Genomic DNA, 22531 nt, shown 5'->3' on the forward strand with positions numbered 1-22531 from the left:
GAAGGGATGTCGGCTGTCAGCAGGGCGACGGACGGTCGTCCCGGTACACCGGGTGAGCTTTCCCACCGGGTCCGCCCGGGCATGCCCGGACTGTATGAACTACTCGTGCGTAGTTCCCCTGACCCCGCGCGCGGAGGTCGGCCGTCCCCCCGTCACCCGTAGGGAGTCTGCTCGATGGTCCGATCGCGTGCAATGTGGCGAAACGGCGCTGTTGAGGGCCGGACGGGGGAACGGGCGCCCCGCTGCGGCCTTCGAAGGCCGTAGCGGCTTTTGGCCTTGGACAGTGCTGTTGTACGCGCGGCGTAAATCCACCTAGTACTAATCGTCTAGTGCGAAGACGTGAGCCGGCCTGCGCGCGGGACCGCCCCGGTGCGGTGGAACCGGTCCATTGCCCCCTCCCGTGCCGACGCCTGCCGCTACCGTCGGATCCGTGAAGGCCATTCGTCGATTCAGCGTGCGTCCCGTCCTTCCGGAACCCCTACGACCGCTCAGCGAACTGGCGCGCAATCTGCGCTGGTCCTGGCACCCCGAGACCCGCGAACTGTTCCAGTCCGTCGACCCCGAGGGCTGGCGGGCCGCCGGGGGCGACCCGCTGCGGCTGCTGGGTTCCGTCTCCGCCGACCGGCTGGCCGCCCTGGCCGAGGACCGCCGGTTCCGGCGGCGGCTGGCGGCGGCCGCCGACGATCTCCACGACTACGCGACCGGCCGGCGCTGGTACCAGGAGCAGCCCCCCGGGCTGCCGGCCGCCGTCGCCTATTTCTCCCCCGAGTTCGGCATCACCGCCGCCCTCCCGCAGTACAGCGGGGGCCTGGGCATCCTCGCCGGCGACCACCTGAAGTCCGCGAGCGACCTGGGCGTTCCCCTCATCGGCGTCGGACTCCTCTACCGCCACGGCTATTTCCGGCAGTCCCTCTCCCGTGAGGGCTGGCAGCAGGAGCACTATCCCCTGCTCGATCCCAACGAGCTCCCGCTGTCCCTGCTCCGCGAGCCCGACGGCACGCCCGCCCGCGTCGCTCTCGCCCTGCCCGGCGGCCGATGTCTGCGCGCGTACGTCTGGCAGGCGCAGGTCGGCCGGGTGCCGCTGCTGCTGCTCGACTCGGACGTGGAGGACAACGGCGCCGGGGAACGGGACGTGACCGACCGGCTCTACGGCGGCGGCAGCGAGCACCGGCTGCTCCAGGAGATGCTGCTGGGCATCGGCGGGGTGCGGGCCGTACGGGCCTACTGCCGGATCACCGGGCACCCCGAGCCGGAGGTCTTCCACACCAACGAGGGGCACGCGGGCTTCCTGGGGCTGGAGCGCATCCGTGAACTGGCCGAGCAGGGCGCCGAGTTCGACGCGGCGCTGGAGTGCGTGCGTGCCGGCGCGGTGTTCACCACCCACACCCCCGTGCCCGCCGGCATCGACCGTTTCGAGGCCGCGCTCGTCGCCCGGCACTTCGGCGACGGCGGGGAGCTGCCCGGCATCGACGTCGAGCGGGTCCTGGCCCTCGGCCGGGAGGACTACCCCGGCGGCGAGCCCGGCCTGTTCAACATGGCCGTGATGGGCCTGCGGCTGGCCCAGCGCGCCAATGGCGTCTCCACGCTCCACGGCAAGGTCAGCCGGGAGATGTTCGCCGGGCTGTGGCCCGGCTTCGACCCGGAGGAGGTGCCCATCGCGTCGGTCACCAACGGGGTGCACGCCCCCACGTGGGTGGCCCCCGAGGTCTTCCGGCTCGGCGCCCGGCAGATCGGCGCCGGGCGCGCCGAGGACGCCCTGACCGTCGGCGGCTCCCAGCGCTGGGACACCGTCGCCGACATCTCCGACGCCGCCATCTGGGAGCTCCGCCGCATCCTGCGCGAACAGTTGGTGGAGGAGGTGCGGGAGCGGCTGCGGGCCTCCTGGCGGGAGCGCGGCGCCGGGACGGCCGAGCTCGGCTGGATCGACGGGGTGCTGGACCCGGACGTTCTCACCATCGGCTTCGCCCGGCGGGTTCCCTCGTACAAACGGCTGACCCTGATGCTGCGCGACCGCGAACGGCTCACCGAGCTGCTGCTCCACCCGGAGCGGCCGCTGCAGATCGTGGTCGCGGGCAAGGCGCACCCGGCCGACGACGGCGGCAAGCGGCTGGTGCAGGAGCTCGTCCGCTTCGCGGACGACCCGCGCGTACGCCATCGCATCGTCTTCCTGCCGGACTACGGCATGGCGATGGCCCAGAAGCTCTATCCCGGCTGCGACGTGTGGCTGAACAACCCCCTGCGGCCGCTGGAGGCCTGTGGTACCTCCGGGATGAAAGCGGCGCTCAACGGCTGTCTCAATCTCTCCGTCCTGGACGGCTGGTGGGACGAGTGGTACGACCCTGACTTCGGCTGGGCCATCCCCACCGCCGACGGCACGGCCATGGACGAGGACCGCCGCGACGACCTGGAGGCCGCCGCGCTCTACGACCTGCTGGCCCAGCGGGTCGCCCCCCGCTTCTACGACCGGGCCGCGGGCGGGCTGCCCGGCCGCTGGATCGAGATGGTCCGGCGGACGCTGGCGACGCTCGGGCCGAAGGTGCTCGCGGGGCGGATGGTCCGCGAGTACGTCGAGCGGCTCTACGCGCCCGCGGCCGAGGCCCACCGGGCGCTCGACCCGATCGCGGCGCGTGAGCTCGCCGCGTGGAAGGCGCGGGTGCGGGCGGCGTGGCCGGCGGTCGCCGTGGACCACGTGGAGGCCGTCTCGGACGGGCCCCTGAACGGCACGGCCGAGCTGGGCTCCACGGTCTCGCTGCGCGTGAGCGTGACACTGGGCGAGCTCGACCCGTCGGACGTCGAGGTCCAGGCCGTCGCGGGGCGCGTGGACTCGGCGGACCGGCTGTCGGCGGCGTCGGCGTTTCCGCTGAAGGCGACGGGGGCGGTGGGGTTGGACGGGCGGCGGCTCTATGAGGGGCCGCTGACGCTCGACCGGACCGGTCCGTTCGGCTATACGGTCCGTATCCTGCCCGCGCATCGGTTGCTGGCGGACGGGGCCGAGCTGGGGCTGGTGGCGATGCCGTCTGAGGGTGCGGGGGAGGGCGCGGGGGTCTTGATGCGCTGACGCGCGGTGTCCTCAAACGCCGGACGGGCTGAAATCAGCCTGTCCGGCGTTTGAGGACCGGGGGTCTGGGGGCGGAGCCCCCAGGAACGGCACCCGCACATGAGTCGGGCGCCGTCCGGGGGAGGCGGTGCTCACCCCGGGCGGCGCCCAGTTCGTGGGAGGAAGCCGACGGCTAGAAGCTGAGCTTCCAGCTGTTGACCGTGCCCTCGTCATTCGCGTACAGGTCCTGGACCTGGAGTTTCCACGTGCCGGTCGCCGAGACCGCCGACGCGTCGACCGTGTAGGTCTCCTTGACGTCCGCCGCCGAGTCCCACGAGTCCGCGTCCTTCAGCCGCCACGTCTTGCCGTCGGGGGCGACCAGGTCGATCTGGAGGTCACCGCGGTAGGTGTGGCTGATGTTGACGTCGACCTTCAGGGCCGAGGAGCCGTTGCCGCTGCGGGTGACGACGATCGGGGAGGTCACGGCCGGGCCCGCGTCCGGGATAGCCACGGGGGTGGTGTTCTCGAAGACGCTGCCGCCGCCCGAGGTGTTCACGGTCCACTTGAAGGAGGCGGTGCCGGTCTTGCCGCCCGCGTCCTTGACCGTCACCGTCACATTGCTGGAGCCGGTGGTGGTCGGGGTGCCGGAGATCAGGCCGGTCGAGGAGTTGATCGTGAGGCCGGCGGGCAGGCCGGTGGCCGAGTAGGTCAGGGCGCCGGTGGTGGAGCTGGACGCCTTGATCTGGAGGGAGACGGCGGTGTTGACGATCGAGGTCTGGTCGCCGGGGCTGGTGACCGAGACGCCGGTCGACAGCCGGCTGCCGACGTTGATGGCCGCCCAGGCGTTCGCGGCGTTGTTGTACGTCTCGCTGCCGACGCCGAAGAGCTCACCGGCGGCCCACAGCGTGGCGTCGCGCGCGCCCGCGTAGTTGGTGTTGGACTGCATGCGCTGCGTCAGCGCCTTGAACCAGATCTTCGCCGCGTTGTCCCGGCCGATGCCGGTGACCGGCAGCCCGTCGGAGGTGGGGCTGTCGTAGTGGACGCCGTTGATGTCCTTGGGGCCGCTGCCCTCGGACGCCAGGTAGAACCAGTGGTTGGCCGGGCCCGACGAGTAGTGGACGTCGATGCTGCCGATGCCGGAGTACCAGCTGTCCTTGGACCGGCCGTCCCGGCTGGGCTTGTCCTGGTAGCGCAGCGGGGTGCCGTTGCCGTTGATGTCGATCTTCTCGCCGATGAGGTAGTCACCCGGGTCGCTGGGGTTGTTCGCCCAGAACTCCACCGCGGTGGCCATGATGTCCGAGGTGGCCTCGTTGAGGCCGCCGGACTCCCCGCTGTAGGTGAGGTTGGCGGTGGCGGAGGTGACGCCGTGCGTCATCTCGTGCGCGGCCACGTCGATCGCGGTCAGCGGCTTGGCGTTGCCGGAGCCGTCGCCGTAGGTCATGCAGAAGCAGGAGTCGGACCAGAAGGCGTTGACGTAGCTGTTGCCATAGTGGACGCGGCTGTACGCGCCCACGCCGTCGCCCTTGATGCCGGTGCGCCCGTGGACGTTCTTGTAGTAGTCCCAGGTGAGCTGCGCGCCATAGGCGGCGTCGACGCCCGCCGTGGCCGCGTCGCTGTTGCTGCCGTTGCCCCAGACGTCGCTGGAGTTGGTGAACAGCGTGCCGGTGCCGGACGAGCCGTGGTTGAGGTTGTACGTCTTGTGGCCGCCGCGCGAGCCGTCGGTCATCTGGTACGAGCCGGCCGAGCCGGAGGTGCCGATGGTGACCTGGCCGCTGTACTGGCTGTTGCCGGTGCCCTGCTTGACGCCCTGGAACTCGAAGAGCTTCTTGCCGCTCTTCGCGTCGGTGATGACGTGGAGCTCGTTGGGCGTGCCGTCCTCCTGGAGGCCGCCGACGACCGTCTCGTAGGCCAGCACGGGGCTGCCGTTGGCGGCCCAGATCACCTTGCGCGGGGCGCGGTCGGCCTTGGCGGCCTTCGAGCCCTTGGCCTGGGCGGAGGCGACGGCGTCCTTCTCGGCGGTGGCGGCCGCGAACGAGGGGGCGGTCGTGGCGACGGCCAGCTTCGCCTTGTTGGCCTTGGCGACGGACTTGACCGTGCCGGTCTTCGCCGCGTCGACGACGAGGTCGCCGCCGAGGACGGGCAGGCCCTCGTAGGTGCGCTCGTAGCGGGTGTGGACGGTGCCGTCGACGTCGCGGGTGACGTCGCGGACGACCAGCTGCTCCTTGTCGCCGAGGCCCAGCTTCTTGGAGGTCTGGGCCTTGGTGGCGTTGGCCTCGCGGATCAGTTCCGCGCGCTGGGAGGGCGTGAGCTTGGCCGGCTGGGCGCCGGGGGCGGCCTTGGCGATGATCTGCCGGGGCTGGCCGGTGGCGGCCGAGTCGTCGGGGCGGGCGTTCGCGGTGCCCGTCTGGGCCCCGACGGCGAGCATCGCCGTGACGGCGACGAGCGCGCCGGTGGCGACGGCGCGGCGATGGGGGGTGGGTCTCACTCTGACTCCTTCTGCGGGGCCACCACGGGGCGGGTGGGCCGATGGAACGGCCGGGCGGCGAACTGGGTGGCCGTCCGGGCGGAGCGCGGCAGAACACATGGAGAGAGGGGGGAGATCGCCGTCGCGGAGGGGTGGGGATGTGGGGGTGCTCCGCGCCAGTTGAGGTGAAGAGTGCCATCGCCTCCCCGGGCATGTCAGGGGCGCGTCAACAACTTGGCCGGAAACTGTTCGTTGGCCAAAGATCGTTGTCCGTATACCGGGCGTTCAGACCAGGCTGTCCCGCCAGGCACGGTGCAGTCCGGCGAAGTGCCCGCCGCGCCCGGCGAGTTCGGCCGGAACACCATCCTCCACCACCCTGCCGCCGGCCATCACCAGCACCCGGTCCGCGATCTCCACGGTCGACAGCCGGTGGGCGATCACCACGGCCGTCCGCCCGCGCAGCACCGTGCGCATGGCGCGCTGCACCGCCCGCTCGCCCGGGATGTCCAGGGAGGACGTCGCCTCGTCGAGGATCAGCACGGCCGGGTCGGCCAGCAGGGCGCGGGCGAAGGCCACGAGCTGCCGCTGACCGGCGGAGATCCGGCCGCCGCGCTTGCGGACGTCCGTGTCGTAGCCGTCGGGCAGGGCGGTGATGAACTCGTGGGCGCCGATGGCCCCGGCCGCGCGCTCGATCTCCGCGCGGCTCGCGCCGGGACGGCCGATGGCGATGTTCTCGGCGACCGTGCCGGAGAAGAGGAACGCCTCCTGCGTCACCATCACCACCCCGCGCCGCAGCTCCGGGCCGGCCAGGTCGGAGAGCGGGACGCCGTCCAGCAGGATGCGGCCCTCGGTGGGGTCGTAGAACCGGGCCAGCAGCTTGGCCAGGGTGGACTTCCCCGCCCCCGTGGAGCCGACGACCGCGACCGTCTCCCCGGCGCGCAGCGTCAGGTCGAGCCGGGGCAGCACCGGGGTGCCCGCGCGGTAGGCGAAGCGCACCCCGTCGAAGACCACCTCGCGACCGGGGCGCCCGGGCGGGCGGACGGGCAGCGCCACCGGCGCCTCCGGCTCGCGGACGGAGGGGCGCCGGGCCAGCAGGCCCGCGATCTTCTCCAGGGAAGCGGCCGCCGACTGGTAGGTGTTGAGGAACATCCCCAGCCGGTCGATCGGGTCGTAAAGCCGCCGCAGGTACAGCACCGAGGCGGCCAGCACCCCCAGGGCCAGGCTCCCGTCGGCGACCCGGTAGGAGCCCCACACCACGATCGCGGCCACCATGCTGTTGGCCACCAGCCGCGAGCAGACCACGTAATGGGCCATGGCCAGGGCGGTGGCGGTGTTGGTCCGCTGGTGGACGCGGTTGAGCCCGTCGAAATCGGCGTCGTTGGCGCGCTCGCGACGGAACGCCTGCACGGGCCGGATGCCGTTCATGGTCTCGGTGAACTTCACGATGACCGCCGCGATCGCCGTGGACCGCCGGCGGTGGGCGATCAGCGAACGACGCCGGTAGGACGTCACGAGCAGCGCCAGCGGCAGGAACGACAGCAGCGCCGCGCCCCCGGTCGCCGGGTCCAGGTACAGGAGCATGGCGGAGACGTAGAGCACCGACAGGGCGACGCCGATGAGCTCCTGGAGGCCGTCGTTGAGCAGCTCGCGGATCGACTCCACGTCGGTGGTGGCGCGGGAGATCAGCCGCCCGGAGGTATAGCGCTCGTGGAAGTCGAGACTGAGTGCCTGGGAGTGGCGGAAGATCCGGCCGCGCAGCTCCAGCAGCGCGTCCTGGCCCACCCGCGCCGCCAGCCGCACGAACGCCATCTGCAGCAGACCGGAGGCCAGCGCGCAGACGAGGTAGCCGGCGGCGACGGCCACGAGCGGCCCGTGGTCGTGCCGGCGGACGGCGGGCACGCCGGAGTCGATGGCGTAGGCGACGAGCAGCGGACCCGCCTGCACGGCGGCCTGCTGGAGCAGCAGCAGGACGGCCGCGAGCCGCACCCGCCCCCGGGCGGGGGCCAGGAGGGAGCGCAGCAGCGCCCGGGAGGCTCCCTTGGGGGTGGGCAGGACGTCCCGGTCGAAGGGGTCGCCGGGCGGCGGCTCCTCGGGCCGGTCGTCCTCCGCGGCCGGGCGGCCGGAGACGGTGGTGGTCATCGTGGATCGCCCCCTTCGGGCCCCGCCGGGCCGGACATCAGCGACGCGTACTCCTCATGGGTGTGCAGCAGTTCGTGGTGGGTGCCCACCGCCGCGATACGGCCCCGCGACAGCAGGGCGACCCGGTCGGCGAGCAGTACGGTGGACGGCCGGTGGGCGACGACCAGGGCCGTCGTCGTGGCCAGCACCTCCCGCAGCGCGGCCTCGACGAGGGCCTCGGTGTGGACGTCGAGCGCGGACAGCGGGTCGTCCAGGACGAGGAAACGGGGCTCGCCGATCACCGCGCGGGCCAGCGCGAGCCGCTGCCGCTGCCCGCCGGACAGGCTCAGGCCCTGCTCCCCGAGGCGGGTGCGCCGGCCCTGGGGGAGCTCGTGGACGAACTCCGCCTGGGCGACGGCCAGGGCGGCGAGGAGCCGCTCCTCACCGGCGTCGGGCGCGCCCATCAGGACGTTCTCCGCGGCGCTGGCGGAGAACAGGGTCGGCTCCTCGAAGGCCACCGCCACCAGCTCCCGCAGCCGCTCGCGGGACAGCCCCGTGATGTCCCGGCCGTCGAGGACGATCCGCCCGGCGGTCGGCTCGTGGAGCCGGGGGACGAGCGCGGTGAGGGTGGTCTTGCCGCTGCCGGTGGCACCGACCAGGGCCATGGTCTCGCCGGGGCGGACGCTCAGATCGACGCCGCACAGCACGGGCGGGGCGTCCTCGGGCGCGTCGGGATAGCGGAACCAGACGTCCTCCAGGCGCAGTCCGGCGTCCTTCACCCGCGCCCCGGCGAGCACCGGGGCCGTGGCGACGACGTCCCCCGCGGACGCCTCGGCCGTGTCCATGACCTCGAAGAAACGGTCCGTGGCCGTGGCCGACTCGTTCGTGATCGCCAGCAGGAAGCCGATCGACTCCACCGGCCAGCGCAGCGCCAGCGCCGTCGACAGGAACGCCACCAGCGTCCCCGCCGACAGCTCGCCGTCCCCGACCTCCACCACGCCGAGCACCAGCGCCGCGCCGATGGCCAGCTCGGGAAGGATCACGATCAGCGCCCAGAGGGCGCCCAGCAGACCCGCCTTGCGCAGCTCGGTCTCCCGCAGCCGCCACGACAGCGCCCGGAACGCCCGCTCCTGGCCCCGGTGCCGGCCGAAACCCTTGATGACGCGGATGCCGAGCACGCTCTCCTCGACGACCGTCGTCAGATCGCCGATCTGGTCCTGCGCCTTCCGCGCGGTGCGCGCGTAGCGCTCCTCGAAGACCGAGCACAGCACCACCATCGGGATCACCGGCGCCAGCAGCACCAGGCCCAGCGTCCACCGCTGCTGGAGCAGGATGACGCAGCCGACGACGATCGTCACCCCGTTGACCAGCAGGAAGGTCAGGGGGAAGGAGAGGAAGATGCGCAGCAGCATCAGGTCCGTCGTGGCGCGCGAGAGCAACTGGCCCGACGGCCAGCGGTCGTGGAAGGAGACGGGCAGCCGCTGGAGGCGCGCGTAGAGCGCCGCCCGCATGTCCGCCTCGACCCGCGCCAGCGGACCGGCCACGATCATGCGGCGCACCCCGAACAGCCCGGCCTCGGCCACGCCGAGCACCAGCAGGGCCAGCCCGCCCAGCCACACCCCCGAGGGGTCGCGGCCGGCCACCGGCCCGTCCACGATCCACTTGAGCGTCAGCGGGATCAGCAGGCCCAGGCAGGACGCCACCACGGCGGACAGCGCGCCCACCACGAGCCGCCCGCGCACCGGGCGCACGTACGGCCACAGGCGCAGCAGGGACCGCGCGGCGGAGTGGCGCCCGGGGCGCGGTGCCGCGCTGGAGGGTTCACGGGTCACGGTCATCAGTGGGGAGACTACGACCCGCCACCGACACCGCTCACTCGCCTTTTGGGCATAAATCCGCGTCGGGAGACGGCAGTTCGTCGCCGTCCCGCACCACTCGCCACAGCAGCACCGAGCGGGCCCGGACCGAAATCCGGCTGCCGCCCTCCCGGCGCAGGCCGGGGGCCGTGTGCTGCTCCTCCAGGGCGGTGTTGACCAGGAGTTCGTAGGACTCGGCCCAGGGCGGCCCCGGCAAGGTGAAGCGCAGGGCGCGCGGCCCGGCGTGCAGCACGGCCAGGAAGCTCTCGTCGGTCACCGGCGCGCCCCGCCGGCCGCGCTGGGGGATGTCCCGCCCCGAGAGGTACATGCCCAGGGTGGCGGTGGGGGCGTACCAGTCGGCCTCGGTCATCTCGGTGCCGCCCGGCGTGAACCAGGCGAGGTCGCGCAGGCCGTCCGCGCCCTGGGGCCGGCCGGAGAAGAAGGAGCGGCTGCGCAGCACGGGGTGGGCGCGGCGCAGCGCCAGCAGCCGGGAGCAGAGCCCGGCCAGGTTCCGCCAGCCGGGGTCGTCCAGCAGCGACCAGTCGACCCAGCCGGTCTCGTTGTCCTGGCAGTAGGCGTTGTTGTTGCCGCCCTGGGTGCGGCCCATCTCGTCGCCCGCCACGAGCATCGGCACGCCGGTGGAGAGCAGCAGGGTGGTCAGCAGGTTGCGGGCCTGGCGGCGGCGCAGGGCGGTGACGCGCGCGTCGGTCGTCTCGCCCTCGACCCCGCAGTTCCAGGAGCGGTTGTCGTTCGTGCCGTCGCGGTTGCCCTCGCCGTTGGCCTCGTTGTGCTTGCGCTCGTAGGAGACCAGGTCGCGCAGGGTGAAGCCGTCGTGCGCGGTGACGAAGTTGACGGAGGCGTACGGGCGGCGGCCGCCCCAGGCGTAGAGGTCGCTGGAGCCCGACAGCCGGTAGCCGAGGTCCCGTACGTCCGGCAGGGCGCCGCGCCAGAAGTCGCGCACGGCGTCGCGGTAGCGGTCGTTCCATTCGGTCCACAGCGGGGGGAAGGCGCCGACCTGGTAGCCGCCGGAGCCCACGTCCCAGGGCTCGGCGATCAGCTTGACCCGGCGCAGCACGGGGTCCTGGGCGATGACGGCGAGGAAGGGGGAGAGCATGTCCGGACCGTCGACGGCGCGCATCGTGCGCACCAGCGCCGCCGCGAGGTCGAAGCGGAAGCCGTCGACGCCCATCTCCGTCACCCAGTAGCGCAGCGAGTCGGTTATCAGCCGCAGGACGTTCGGCTGGACGACGTGGAGGGTGTTGCCGCATCCGGTGTAGTCGTCGTAGCGCCGGGAGTCGGACTGGAGCCGGTAGTAGCGGCGGTTGTCGATGCCGCGCAGCGAGAGCGTGGGGCCCAGCTCGTTGCTCTCGGCGGTGTGGTTGTAGACGACGTCGAGGATGACTTCGATCCCCGCCGCGTGGAGGGCCCGGACCATCCGTTTGAACTCGCCCACCTGCTGGCCGCGCGTCCCGGTCGCCGCGTAGCCGGCGTGGGGGGCGAAGTAGCCGATGGAGTTGTAGCCCCAGTGGTTGGTGAGCCCCCGCCGCAGCAGATGGTCCTCGTGGGCGAACTGGTGCACCGGCAGCAGCTCCACGGCCGTCACGCCCAGCCGGGTCAGGTGCCCGACGGCCGCCGGGTGCGCCAGGCCCGCGTAGGTGCCGCGCAGCCGTTCGGGCACGCCCGGGTGGCGCATGGTGAAGCCCTTGACGTGCAGTTCGTAGATGACCGAGTCGGGCCAGGGGGTCTTGGGGCGGCGGTCGTCGGACCAGTCGTCGTCATCGGCGACGACCACGCCCTTGGGGACGTGGGGGGCCGAGTCCCGTTCGTCGCGGACGGTGTCGGCGACGTGCTGCTGCGGCCAGTCGCGCACATGGCCGTACACCTCGGCGGGCAGCCGGAAGTCGCCGTCCACGGCCCGGGCGTAGGGGTCCAGGAGGAGCTTGGCGGGGTTCCAGCGGGCGCCGGTCCAGGGGTCCCAGCGGCCGTGGACGCGGTAGCCGTAGCGGTGACCGGGCAGTACGCCGGGGACGAAGCCGTGCCACACCTCGTGCGTCAGCTCGGTCAGCGGGCGGCGGGTCTCCCGTCCGTCCTCGTCGAACAGACAGAGGTCCACGGCCTCGGCACCGCCCGCCCACAGCGCGAAGTTCGTGCCCACCGCGCCGTCCGCGCCGTCCTTGAAGCGCGCCCCGAGCGGCTCGGGGGCACCCGGCCACACGGGTGACGGTTCGGGCTCCGGCGTCGGGGCGCGCCGGGGACGGCCGTTGACGCCGGCCACCGGGGCCCCCGGACCCGCCGGGGGAGCCTCGCCGCGCCCGGCCGTCGGGGGGCGCGGCGGCCGTACCGCACCGTCGGCGTCCAACTCGCCCTGGTGCCGTGTCTCTTGCTCGGATGCGCTCGACACGTTGTCGCCTCCGGCGGCTCTCTGGTAGCGCGCCGGGCACCCGGCGTCCCGGGACCGGGTGACTGGCGACGGGGTCCTTCTCCCCGTTCTTCCCTCATCCACGCATGCGCTCACACGTGTGATCGGCCGCAGCAAGCGAGTGCAGGCACGTTTCCCCGGAGGGGCCCCGTCGTTGGGCCGGGTGTGACACTTGCCCTCTCGCGTGCCGTACGGGGTCTGGTCGCACTGGCGGCCCTGGTCGGGCTCGCCGGGTGCGCCACCGTCACCCCGGAGGCCGCGCTCATGGACGACGCGCGCCCGGCGGTGCGCGAGCTGATCCACATCAGCCCGCCCGACCGGGCGCGCGACGTGGTGTCGACGGAGCCGTTCGAGGTGCGGGTGCCGCACGGGCGGCTGGAGCGGGTGACCGCCGCCGCCTCGCACGGCGGCGAACGGCTGGCCGTGCCGGGCCGGATCTCCGCCGACGGCCACACCTGGCGGCCCGCCACGAGCCCGCTGACGCTCGCCGCGCGCTACACCGTGGACGCGGTGGCCGTGGACGCCTCCGGGCGGCGCACGGCCCGGCACACGAGCTTCACCACCTATGTGCCGGAGCACCGGTTCATCGGCTACTTCAGCCCGGAGCCGGAGAGCGTCGTCGGCACCGGCATGATCGTTTCCTTCGGCTTCAGCCGCCCGATCACCGACCGGGCCGCTGTGGAGCGCGCCATCCGGGTCACCGCCTCGCCGCCCGCCGAGATCGCCGGGCACTGGTTCGGCGCCACCCGGCTGGACTTCCGGCCCCGGACGTACTGGCGGCCCGGCACCCGGGTGACGCTGGACCTCCGGCTGCGCGATGTGCGGGGCGCGCGCGGGGTGTACGGGATCCAGCGCAAGACGGTCGGTTTCTCGGTCGGCCGGAGCCAGGTGAGCCGGGTCGACGCGGCCGGGCACACGATGCGGGTCGTCCGGGACGGCAGGATGCTCGCGACCGTGCCCATCACGGCGGGCGGCCAGGGCAACGACACCTACCGCGGCAAGATGGTCATCAGCCAGAAGTTCGCGGTGACCCGGATGAACGGGGACACAGTCGGCTTCGGCGGCGAGTACGACATCTCGGACGTGCCCCACGCGATGCGGCTGACCGGCTCCGGGACGTTCCTCCACGGCAACTACTGGGCGCCGCCGGGGGCCTTCGGCACCCGCAACACCAGCCACGGCTGCATCGGGCTGCCCGACGTACAGGGTGGCGGGCCGTCCACTCCGGCGGGCTGGTTCTACGACTCCTCCCTGGTCGGGGACGTGGTGGAGGTGGTCGGCTCCCCGGAGCGGGTGGTCGCTCCCGACAATGGCCTGGGTGGCTGGAACCTGACGTGGGAGGAGTGGAAGGCGGGCTCGGCGCTGAGCTGAAACCCCGCCGGATTCCCCCGCGGATTCCCCGGGCGGAAACCGGCTCGAATGCCGGTTTCCGGGCGGCTCGCTGAGCTCTTTTAGCCGGCCTTTGAACACCAGTTTGACCTGGCCGGATTCAGGCGCTTCACTTCGGTCACCGCCTTCACCACAGGCGCACGGTTCGTATCACCGCTCCCATTTGGGACTGAACGGTGACATTCACGAGGTCAGCGTTGTCGGTGGCGTGTGGTTATCTATCGACAAAGCGCGTATCACGCGCTCAGGGGTGCCGCGTGGCCGCGGGCCGTGCGAGGGGAGACGATCCGTTGTGAACGTGCATCCGATATCGGGGAGCCGGATGCGCCGAGGCGCGCTGCCGGCCCTGCTGCTCGGAGCCGTGCTGACGCTGGTCAGCGGCTGCAGTGGGGACGACGACGGCAAGAAGGGCGGCAAGGTTCCCGACGGCCCCTCACAGGCCGTGGTGAACATCGCGCCCACGGACGGCTCGGGGAACGTGGCCACCAGCGGCGCCCTCAAGGTGACCGCGGAGAAGGGCACCATCTCCTCCGTCAAGGTGGCCGACGACAAGGGCCACACCATCGACGGCAAGATCGCCGACGGTGGCGCAGCGTGGGAGCCGACGACCCATCTGGCCGCCTCCACCAAGTACACGGTCGACGCGATAGCCAAGGACAAGGAGGGACGTACGTCCGCGAAGCACGCGGCGTTCACGACCCTCACCCCGGACAACACCTTCGCTGCCTATTTCACGCCGGAGGACGGCAGCACGGTCGGCGTCGGCATGCCGGTGTCGCTCAATTTCAGCCGCGGCATCACCGACCCGAAGGCCGTCGAGAAGGCCATCAAGGTGACCGCCGAGCCCGCCGTGGAGATCAAGGGCCACTGGTTCGGCAACGACCGCCTCGACTTCCGGCCCGAGAAGTACTGGGCGCCCGGCACCAAGGTGACGATGACGATGGACCTCAACGGCGTCCAGGGCCGTGAGGGCGTCTACGGCACCCAGAGCAAGACGGTGAAGTTCACCATCGGCCGCTCCCAGGTGAGCACGGTCGACGCCGAGACCCACCAGATGGTGGTCATGCGGGACGGCAAGCCGCTCAAGACCGTCCCGATCTCCGCCGGCGGCCCGGGCCACTCGACCTACAACGGTCAGATGGTCATCAGCGAGAAGCTCGAAGTGACCCGCATGGACGGCCGCACCGTCGGCTTCGGCGGCGAGTACGACATCCCGGACGTGCCGCACGCGATGCGCCTGTCCACCTCGGGCACCTTCCTCCACGGCAACTACTGGTCGGGCTCCTCGACCTTCGGCTCCGAGAACGTCAGCCACGGCTGCGTGGGCCTGGAGGACGAGCGGGGCGCGGGCGACCCGTCCACGCCGGCCGCCTGGTTCTTCAACCAGTCCCTCATCGGCGACGTCGTCATCGTCAAGAACTCCCATGACAAAACGATCCAGCCGGACAACGGCCTCAACGGCTGGAACATGTCCTGGGCGGAGTGGAACAAGGACAGCTGACGTCTCCTCGTGGAGACGGCCTCGGCCCGGTGCACCGCGTTTGCGGTGCACCGGGCCGCTTTCCGTTAACCGGTACTAACCTGCTGTCATGACTGTGCATCTTGAGGTAGCCGAGGGCGTCGGGACCGTGCGGCTGGACCGACCGCCGATGAACGCGCTGGACATCGCCACCCAGGACCGGCTCCGTGAGCTCGCCGACGAGGTCACCCGCCGCGACGACGTGCGGGCCGTCGTCCTGTGGGGCGGGGAGAAGGTGTTCGCGGCCGGCGCGGACATCAAGGAGATGCAGCACATCGACCACGCCGCCATGGTGGCGCGCTCGCGCGGCCTCCAGGACTCCTTCACCGCCGTGGCGCGCGTTCCCAAGCCCGTGGTCGCCGCCGTCACCGGCTATGCCCTGGGCGGCGGTTGCGAGCTGGCCCTCTGCGCCGACTTCCGGATCGCCGCCGACAACGCCAAGCTCGGCCAGCCCGAGATCCTGCTCGGCCTCATCCCGGGCGCCGGCGGCACCCAGCGGCTCGCCCGGCTCGTCGGCCCCTCCAAGGCCAAGGACCTCATCTTCACGGGCCGCCAGGTCAAGGCCGACGAGGCGCTCGCCATCGGCCTCGTCGACCGGGTGGTGCCGGCGGCGGAGGTCTACGAGCAGGCGCACGCGTGGGCCGCCCGGCTCGCCGCAGGGCCCGCCATGGCGCTGCGCGCGGCCAAGGAGGCGGTGGACTCCGGGCTGGAGACCGACATCGACACCGGGCTCGCCATCGAGCGCAACTGGTTCGCGGGCCTGTTCGCCACCGAGGACCGCGAGATCGGTATGCGCAGTTTCGTGGAGGACGGTCCGGGCAAGGCCAAGTTCGTCTGAGCCGCCTGGGGTTGACCGCCAACGCCCGGAGGGAAGCCCTCCGGGCGTTGCCTCTTGTGGGGGAATTCCCCGGGGTGCGTGACACCCTGTGCGCGACCCCGGCGCTCACCCTCGGCGATCTTTTGCGCACAGGATGTCGGCGCAGGTCAGTCCGGGTGCGGTGGAGGGCCCGGCGCCGCTGGCATATGTCGCCCCGGCGCCCCGGAACGAGGTGCTCCGCTGAACCGAATCCCCGGGTTCCACTCCCTGGCGCTCCGGCGACGGCCATGATGGGGGCCATGGCGGGCCTGGAGGGAATGGAGCAGTCGCGGCAGCGGGCCGGTACGGCGGCCCCCGCGCGATGGACCCCGATGGTAGAGGACGAGCTGACGCGCAAGGCCTTCGAGCTGTTCGGTGATCCGGCCCTCGGCGAGGTCCGGCTGCCCTCCCGACCCGAATCGGCCGCCGCCGCCCGCCGGCTGACCCAGGCGGTGATGCTGCGTCACTGGGGCCTGTCCGCCCAGCTCGCCGAGCACGCCGTGCTGCTGGTCTCCGAGCTCGTCGGCAACGCCGTCCGGCACACCGGGGCGCGCCAGTTCGGGCTGCGGATGGCGCGGCGGCGCGGCTGGGTGCGCGTCGAGGTGCGCGATCCCTCCCGGGGGCTGCCGTGTCTGCTGCCGGTGCGGGAGACGGACGTCAACGGGCGCGGGCTGTTCCTGGTCGACAAGCTCTCCGACCGCTGGGGGGTGGACCTGCTGGCGCGCGGGAAGACGACCTGGTTCGAGATGCGGGTCGGGGAGCGCGGCGAGCGCTGAGGCGTGGGTGCCGCACACGCGAAGAGGCCCCCTTCCGTCGTCCTGCGACGGGCCGGGGGCCTCTTCGGGTGGCCGCGGGGAAAATGGGGTGTGCCCCCGCGGCGAAATGACGACCTGGCCCGGGTCAATGGGGGTCGCTGGCCTCGACTATGTCACGCGTGATGTGCCGGGACCAAAGCGAGGCCAGGGCAATCCAAGGTGACGTGCGACACTGACCTTGAAATCCATGAATGAAATGCCGGGGCCACTTATCTTTATGCGGTGGTGTCGTGGTCCTTGCGGACCGCCGCCCCCACCGGTCTCATGTCCCCATGACGGCCCCGTATCCCCCCACGCACTGGATCCCGGCGAACAGGGCGAACTACACGGTCTCGAACCGCCCCCGCGCGTACCCCGTGGAGTTCGTCGTCGTGCACGTCACCCAGGAGACCTTCCAGGACGCCCGGAGAATCTTCCAGGACTCCCGCTCCAAGGTCTCCGCGCACTACATGGTGGCCTCGGCGGACGGCTACATCGCGCAGTTCGTCCGCGAGAAGGACATCGCCTGGCACGCCGGGAACTGGGACTACAACACCCGCAGCATCGGCATCGAGCACGAGGGCTGGATCGACCGCCCCGAGTACTTCACCGACGCCCTCTACCGCGCCTCCGCGAAGCTCACCGCCGCCGTCTGCGACCGCCACGGCATCCCAACGACCCGAGACCACATCATCGGCCATGTCGAAGTGCCCGGATCCACCCATACCGACCCAGGCCCCCACTGGGACTGGGACCGTTATCTGGAGTTGGTGACCGGCGGCTAATCTGTGCCGGTCCACCAAGCACCAAGGGGAGGCCCACATGGCCAGCATCGAGGAAGCCCGTAAGGCTTTCGACCGTTTCGACGTCGACGGCGACGGCTTCATCACGGCCGAGGAGTACAAGAGCGTCATGGCTCAGCTCGGCGACCACAACGTCACCGTGACCGTGGCCCAGGCCATCATCAACAAGAAGGACGGCAACGGCGACGGCGTCCTGTCCTTCGAGGAGTTCTGGGCCTCCCAGAACCGCTGACCTCCCCGCCCGGGCGGGTCAGCGCCAGCCCCTGCGCTGCGCGCCCGCCCGGCGCCGCCGGTCGTTGCACAGCAGACAGCGGCCCCAGCCCGGCGGCAGCGGATCCTCCCGGTCCCCGGCCAGCGGGTCGACGGGCCCCTTGGGATGCTCCGCGCACCCGGTGGCGCCCAGCCCCGCGCCCAGCGCCCCGGCCGCCGTCAGCGCCCTGCGCAACGCGTCCAGGAGCTGCTCGGCCTCATGGGGCGAAGGGGCGGCGGCGTCGAGGGAGAAGGCGATGTCCGAGGCGGTGTTCAGCGCGCTCTGGAGTTCGCGCAGGTCTGCGTAACTCATGCTCGCGAGCCTACGCGCCACCACTGACACCGGCCGCCCCCCGGCCCCTGCGGTACGGTCGGCCGCATGCCGCAGCAGCCCCCGCACGACGACCGTTGCCTCATGGTGGCCACCACCACCGACAACGAGAAGGCCGCGCGCGACCTCGCCACCACCGCCGTCGAGCACCGCCTCGCCGCCTGCGCCCAGATCGACGGCCCGGTCACCAGCGTCTACCGCTGGCGGGGCGCGCTCGAGACCGCCACCGAATGGCGCGTCCTCCTGAAGACCACCGCCGCCCGCTACCCCGAGCTCGAGAGCCGGATCAGGGCCGGCCACCCCTACGACGTGCCCGAGATCGTCGCCACGGAGATCACCACCGGCGGCGCCGACTACCTGGAGTGGCTGCGGGCCGAGACCGCGCCGTAACCCTTGTCGGCGCCCCGCGCCGCTGCTAGGAATACCGCGGGCATTCCGTCGTACGCGCCGGCTCCGCCGGGCGGCGCAGGCAGGGGGAATCGCATGGGCTCCTTCGCCCGCCCCGCGTTCTTCTGGGCCGGCGCCGCCGCCTGCACCACGGGCGCCCTGCTCCACCTCCCCATGTACCTCCACGCCCGGCACATGGGCTACCGCATGGCCGGCATGCCCGTCGACACCCCCATGCTCATCGGCATGCTGCTGATCGTCACCGGCCTGGCCGCCGTCCTCCACGGGCTGCTGCCCCGGGGCTCGGACGCCCTGCGCCGGCAGGTCGCCTCCGTACGGGTCCGGGCCGTCGACGACGCCCCGCTGCGCCCGGCCCACGTCGCGCTCCTGGCGGTGCTCTCCCTCGCGGTGACCATCGACGTGATGAAACCGATGACGCTGTCGTTCGTCGTGCCCGGCGTCGCCAAGGAGTACGGGCTCGCCTCGCCGCTGAACCCCGGCGGCGACGTCCCCGTCTCCTGGCTGCCGCTGTCCGGCATCGCCGGCACCATGACCGGCTCGTTCCTCTGGGGATGGCTGGGCGACCGCATCGGGCGGCGCGGCTCCATCCTCCTGGCCGGGGTGCTGTTCGCCACCACCGCCGTCTGCGGTGCGATGCCGAGCTTCGGCTGGAACGTCGCCATGTGCTTCCTGATGGGCACGGCGGCCGGCGGGCTGATCCCCATCGCCTTCACCCTCCTCGCCGAGACCGTCCCCCAGCGCCACCGCGGCTGGCTGATGGTCCTCATCGGCGGGAACGTCACCGTCGCCTACGTCCTCACCAGCTGGCTCGCCGCCACCCTCACCCCCACCTACGGCTGGCGGATCCTCTGGCTCGCCGGACTGCCGACCGGCCTGCTGCTGATCGCCCTCAACCACTGGATCCCCGAGTCCCCCCGCTACCTCCTGGCCACCGGCCGCACCGAGGAGGCCCGACGGGTCCTGGCCCGCTACGGCTCGACCGTGCGGGACGCCCCCGCCCTGGCGGCACCGGCCGGGACGGGCCCGGCCCGCCCCGGCTACCGCGGCCTGTTCGCCGCCGCCTTCCGGGGCCCCACCCTCGCCCTGACCGTCCTCGCCGTCGGCGCCGGGCTGATGTCCTACGGCTTCCAGATGTGGCTGCCCACCAACCTCGGCCGCCTCGGCATCACCGAGGTCTCCTCCGACCGCGTCCTGCGCGACAGCGCCCTGATCAGCCTGCCCCTCAACCTCCTCACCGCCCTGCTCTACGGGCTGTGGAGCAGCAGACGCACCGTGATCGCGCTGGCCGGGCTGACCGCCGCCGCCCTCGTCGCCCTCGCGACACTCGCGGAGACCGCCGCCGGGCACGGACTGCCGCTGCGGCTGCTGCTGCTCGTCCCGCTGTGGGGCATCAGCGCGACCGCCGCCGTCCTCGCCGCCTACAGCTCGGAGGCGTACCCCACCCCGCTGCGCGCGCTGGGCACCAGCTGGGCGGCCGGCACCAGCAAGGCCGGCGGCGTGGCCGTCCTCGGCCTGTCGGTGGCCGCCGTGGCGGTGCCCCCGCTGGGGGTGACGGCCCTGCTGGGCGCCGTACCGCTGGCCCTCGCGGCGGTCGCCTTCGCCCTCTACGGACCCGAGACCCGGGGCCGCCGGCTGGACGAGATCGTCCCCGGCCAGGTGCCCGCCCGTGCCTGACAGGAATCCGCACCGGCGGTCACGGCGGTGGCGGACCGCCGATACCGGCGGCGTGCCGGGCCAGGAACCGCTCTCCTCCGCGCTGTTGCCGTACCTGCGACGGGCGAAGGACCTGATCGACCGCTCCTACGCCGACCCGCTCGACCTGGCGACCCTGGCCGCCGAGGCGGGCTGTTCGCGCTTCCACTTCCTCCGCTCCTTCCAGGCGGCCTTCGGCGAGACCCCCGGCCGCTATCTGACGCAGCGTCGCATCGAGCGGGCGCGCGACCTGCTGCGCGCCACCAACCTGACGGTCGCGGAGATCTGTCACCTCGTCGGCTATTCCAGCGTGGGCTCCTTCAGCTCCCGTTTCTCCGAGGTGATGGGCGTCCCGCCCACCCGCTACCGCGAGCGGATCGCCCGCGAGGGCGGCCCCCCGCCCATTCCCGGCTGCTACCTGTTCATGTGCGCCCGGCGGACCGGCGGAAGCGGAACGCAAGACCGCAATCCAGGAGATGTCACCGCCGGGGAGCCGTCGATAGCGTCTGATCACGGCTCTCCGGCGGAAGGAAACCCATGAGCACGCGGCTGTCGCACGTCACCGTCCCCGTCCTCGACCAGGACTCCGCGAAGTCCTTCTACACGGAAAAACTGGGCTTCGAGGTCCGCGACGACATGACGCTCGGCGACCTGCGCTGGCTCACGGTCGGCCCCAAGGACCAGCCCGACGTGGTGCTGGTGCTGCGCAAGGTCGGGCCGCCCGAGTACGACGAGGAAACCGCCGGCCAGCTGAGGGACCTCGTCTCGAAGGGCGTGATCGGGGTGGGGGTGCTGCACGTCGACGACGTCCGCGCCCTCCACAGGAGGCTCAGGGCGGCGGGCGTGACGTTCGTCCAGGAGCCCGTGAAGCGGCCGCACGGCACCGAGGCCGTCTTCCGCGACGATTCCGGCAACTGGTTCAGCCTCACCGACGCCCGCGGCTGAGCCGGACACCGGAGGAGCATCGAGAGGAGAGCAGGCTCAGCCATGGCTCACCAAGCGCAACCGGCCCCGGACGGCGGGGCGTTACCGGACCGGCCCGGCGCCGGGAACCCCTGGGTGGTGCTCGTCGCCGTCGCCCTCGGCACCATGATGGAGGCCCTCGACGGCACGGTCGTCGCCGTCGCCAACCCGGTCATCGCCGTCGACCTCGACACCGAGCTCACCACCCTCCAATGGGTCACCAACGGCTATATGCTCGCCGTCGCCTGCGCCCTGATCACCGCCGGCAAACTCGGCGACCGCTACGGGCACAAGAAGGTCTTCCTCATCGGGATGACGGGCTTCGCCGCCACCTCCGTCCTCGCGGGACTGTCGAACAGCATCAGCATGCTGATCTTCTGGCGGGTGCTCCAGGGCATCAGCGGCGCCGTCCTCGCGCCCAGCGGGCTGGCCGTGCTCAAGACCTCCTTCCCCCAGGACAAACTGAAGATCGCCATCGGCGTCTGGAGCGGCGTCGGCGCCCTCGCGCTGGCCGCCGGCCCCTTCATCGGCGGCGTCACCGTCGACCAGCTGGGCTGGCGCTGGGTGTTCTTCATCAACGTCGTGGTGTGCGCCGCCGCCCTCGCCCTCGGCGGCCCCGCGATCCGCGCGGTACGGCCCCAGGGCGCCGACCGGTCCTTCGACACCCCCGGCGTCCTGCTGCTCACGGCCACCCTGTTCGCCCTGGTCTGGGGCATCATCCAGGTGCCCGGCCACGGCTGGACCGCGTTCCGCGTGCTCGGCCCGTTCGCCGCCGCCCTCGTCGTCGGCACCGCGTTCGTCCTGCGCGAGCGCCGCGCCCGCGAGGCGCTGCTGCCCCCGGCCCTCTTCCGCGCACGGGCCGTCTCCACCGGCACCGCCACCCTGCTCATCGGCGGCTTCGCCACCTTCGGCGCCTCGTTCTACCTCGCCCTCTACCTCCAGCAGGTGCACGGCTTCTCCCCGATGCGGGCCGGGCTCGGTCTGCTGCCCTTCACCGTCCTCTTCGGCGTCGGCGCCCCCCTCGGCGCGGCCCTCAACGAGCGCTTCGGGCCCAGGGTGCCGCTCGCCGCGGGCATGGTCCTCATCAGCGTCGCCCTGCTGGGCCTCTCCCGGATGACCGAGGTCTCTTCCTACAACGCCATGTGGCCGTTCCTCGCCCCGCTCGGCGTGGGCATGGGCATGGTCGCTCCCACGGCCATCGAGATGATCGTCGGCAGCGCCCACGACGAGCTCGCCGGCGTCGCCTCCGGCCTCCAGCAGACGGCCCTGATGCTCGGCGGCGTCCTGGGCACGGCCGTCCTCGGCTCACTGATCTCGTCCCGGGTCTCCGGGGTCCTGCCCGGACACCTCGCCGACGAGGGCGTCGGCGGCGCCCTGGCCCGGGCGCTGCGCCGGATGACGGACGTCATCGCGCAGGGCGTGGTGCCCGTGCCCGACGGCACCGCGCGCCCCCTCGCGGAGGCGGCCGCCCGCGCCGGGCACGCCGCCTTCATGGACGGCTTCCACACGGCGATGCTCGGCGGCGCGGTCGTCGTCCTCGTCGGCGCGGGCGTCGCCCTGCTGGCCCCGCGGCTGGAGGCCGCGACGGCCGCCGGGGACGTCGACGTCGCGACCGGCCACTGAGCACGTCCAC

The 22531-nt window shown here is 72.4% G+C and carries 17 protein-coding genes; 12 read left to right on the top strand and 5 right to left on the bottom strand.

Annotated elements, in window-relative coordinates:
* Nucleotides 1–430 precede the first annotated feature (430 nt).
* Nucleotides 431–3058: an alpha-glucan family phosphorylase gene (gene glgP, locus ACX9I7_RS15005; protein ID WP_459387612.1), complete on the top strand. Its 2628-nt coding sequence runs from the start codon at nt 431–433 to the stop codon at nt 3056–3058.
* 172 nt (nt 3059–3230) lie between these two features.
* On the opposite strand, the gene ACX9I7_RS15010 is transcribed toward glgP, so the two are convergent.
* The 4 genes from ACX9I7_RS15010 to glgX all read right to left on the bottom strand — a co-directional run bounded on the left by ACX9I7_RS15010 (nt 3231) and on the right by glgX (nt 11750).
* The gene (locus ACX9I7_RS15010; RefSeq protein ID WP_387566025.1) at nt 3231–5522 is read right to left on the bottom strand and encodes a M4 family metallopeptidase; all 2292 of its coding nucleotides are present in this window, start codon (nt 5520–5522) and stop codon (nt 3231–3233) included.
* A gap of 264 nt (nt 5523–5786) precedes the next feature.
* Nucleotides 5787–7640 carry an ABC transporter ATP-binding protein gene (locus tag ACX9I7_RS15015; protein WP_459387613.1) on the bottom strand — a complete coding sequence of 618 codons (1854 nt, stop codon included), beginning with the start codon at nt 7638–7640 and terminating at the stop codon, nt 5787–5789.
* Nucleotides 7637–9457: an ABC transporter ATP-binding protein gene (locus tag ACX9I7_RS15020; protein WP_387566019.1), complete on the bottom strand. Its 1821-nt coding sequence runs from the start codon at nt 9455–9457 to the stop codon at nt 7637–7639. Before ACX9I7_RS15020 ends, ACX9I7_RS15015 begins: the two co-directional genes overlap by 4 nt.
* A 34-nt stretch (nt 9458–9491) precedes the next feature.
* Complete coding sequence (gene glgX / locus ACX9I7_RS15025; RefSeq protein WP_459387663.1) at nt 9492–11750, bottom strand: glycogen debranching protein GlgX; 2259 nt, start codon at nt 11748–11750, stop codon at nt 9492–9494.
* A 309-nt stretch (nt 11751–12059) separates the two neighbouring features.
* Here glgX and ACX9I7_RS15030 point away from each other — a divergent pair, with 309 nt between their 5' ends.
* From ACX9I7_RS15030 to ACX9I7_RS15055, 6 genes are all read left to right on the top strand, one after another.
* On the top strand, nt 12060–13265 hold the full coding sequence (locus ACX9I7_RS15030) for a L,D-transpeptidase (RefSeq protein WP_387566016.1): 1206 nt from the start codon (nt 12060–12062) through the stop codon (nt 13263–13265).
* A 340-nt stretch (nt 13266–13605) separates the two neighbouring features.
* On the top strand, nt 13606–14784 hold the full coding sequence (locus ACX9I7_RS15035; RefSeq protein WP_387566013.1) for a L,D-transpeptidase: 1179 nt from the start codon (nt 13606–13608) through the stop codon (nt 14782–14784).
* Between the two features lie 88 nt (nt 14785–14872).
* Nucleotides 14873–15640 carry an enoyl-CoA hydratase/isomerase family protein gene (locus ACX9I7_RS15040; RefSeq protein ID WP_126916163.1) on the top strand — a complete coding sequence of 256 codons (768 nt, stop codon included), beginning with the start codon at nt 14873–14875 and terminating at the stop codon, nt 15638–15640.
* Between the two features lie 278 nt (nt 15641–15918).
* Entirely contained in the window at nt 15919–16434 is a 516-nt protein-coding gene (locus tag ACX9I7_RS15045) for an ATP-binding protein (protein WP_189451340.1), read from the top strand.
* Nucleotides 16435–16664: 230 nt separating this feature from the next.
* Nucleotides 16665–17237, top strand: coding sequence for an N-acetylmuramoyl-L-alanine amidase (locus tag ACX9I7_RS15050; protein WP_387566009.1), 573 nt, complete (start codon nt 16665–16667; stop codon nt 17235–17237).
* Between the two features lie 37 nt (nt 17238–17274).
* The gene (locus tag ACX9I7_RS15055) at nt 17275–17487 is read left to right on the top strand and encodes an EF-hand domain-containing protein (RefSeq protein ID WP_387566006.1); all 213 of its coding nucleotides are present in this window, start codon (nt 17275–17277) and stop codon (nt 17485–17487) included.
* A gap of 18 nt (nt 17488–17505) precedes the next feature.
* Here the strand turns inward: ACX9I7_RS15055 and ACX9I7_RS15060 are convergent, their stop codons facing one another.
* Complete coding sequence (locus ACX9I7_RS15060; protein ID WP_358216641.1) at nt 17506–17817, bottom strand: hypothetical protein; 312 nt, start codon at nt 17815–17817, stop codon at nt 17506–17508.
* 66 nt (nt 17818–17883) lie between these two features.
* On the opposite strand from ACX9I7_RS15060, the gene cutA reads away from it, so the two are divergent.
* From cutA to ACX9I7_RS15085, 5 genes are all read left to right on the top strand, one after another.
* Entirely contained in the window at nt 17884–18225 is a 342-nt protein-coding gene (cutA, locus tag ACX9I7_RS15065; protein ID WP_459387614.1) for a divalent-cation tolerance protein CutA, read from the top strand.
* A 93-nt stretch (nt 18226–18318) separates the two neighbouring features.
* Nucleotides 18319–19917: an MFS transporter gene (locus ACX9I7_RS15070; protein ID WP_459387615.1), complete on the top strand. Its 1599-nt coding sequence runs from the start codon at nt 18319–18321 to the stop codon at nt 19915–19917.
* On the top strand, nt 19910–20476 hold the full coding sequence (locus ACX9I7_RS15075; RefSeq protein WP_459387616.1) for a helix-turn-helix domain-containing protein: 567 nt from the start codon (nt 19910–19912) through the stop codon (nt 20474–20476). Before ACX9I7_RS15070 ends, ACX9I7_RS15075 begins: the two co-directional genes overlap by 8 nt.
* Nucleotides 20473–20880 (top strand): VOC family protein, encoded by a 408-nt coding sequence (locus tag ACX9I7_RS15080; RefSeq protein WP_387565993.1) that lies wholly within the window; start codon nt 20473–20475, stop codon nt 20878–20880. Before ACX9I7_RS15075 ends, ACX9I7_RS15080 begins: the two co-directional genes overlap by 4 nt.
* Nucleotides 20881–20922: 42 nt before the next feature.
* Entirely contained in the window at nt 20923–22521 is a 1599-nt protein-coding gene (locus ACX9I7_RS15085; RefSeq protein WP_459387617.1) for an MFS transporter, read from the top strand.
* The last annotated feature ends 10 nt before the right edge of the window (nt 22522–22531 follow it).

Source organism: Streptomyces sp. L500, assembly GCF_054551825.1.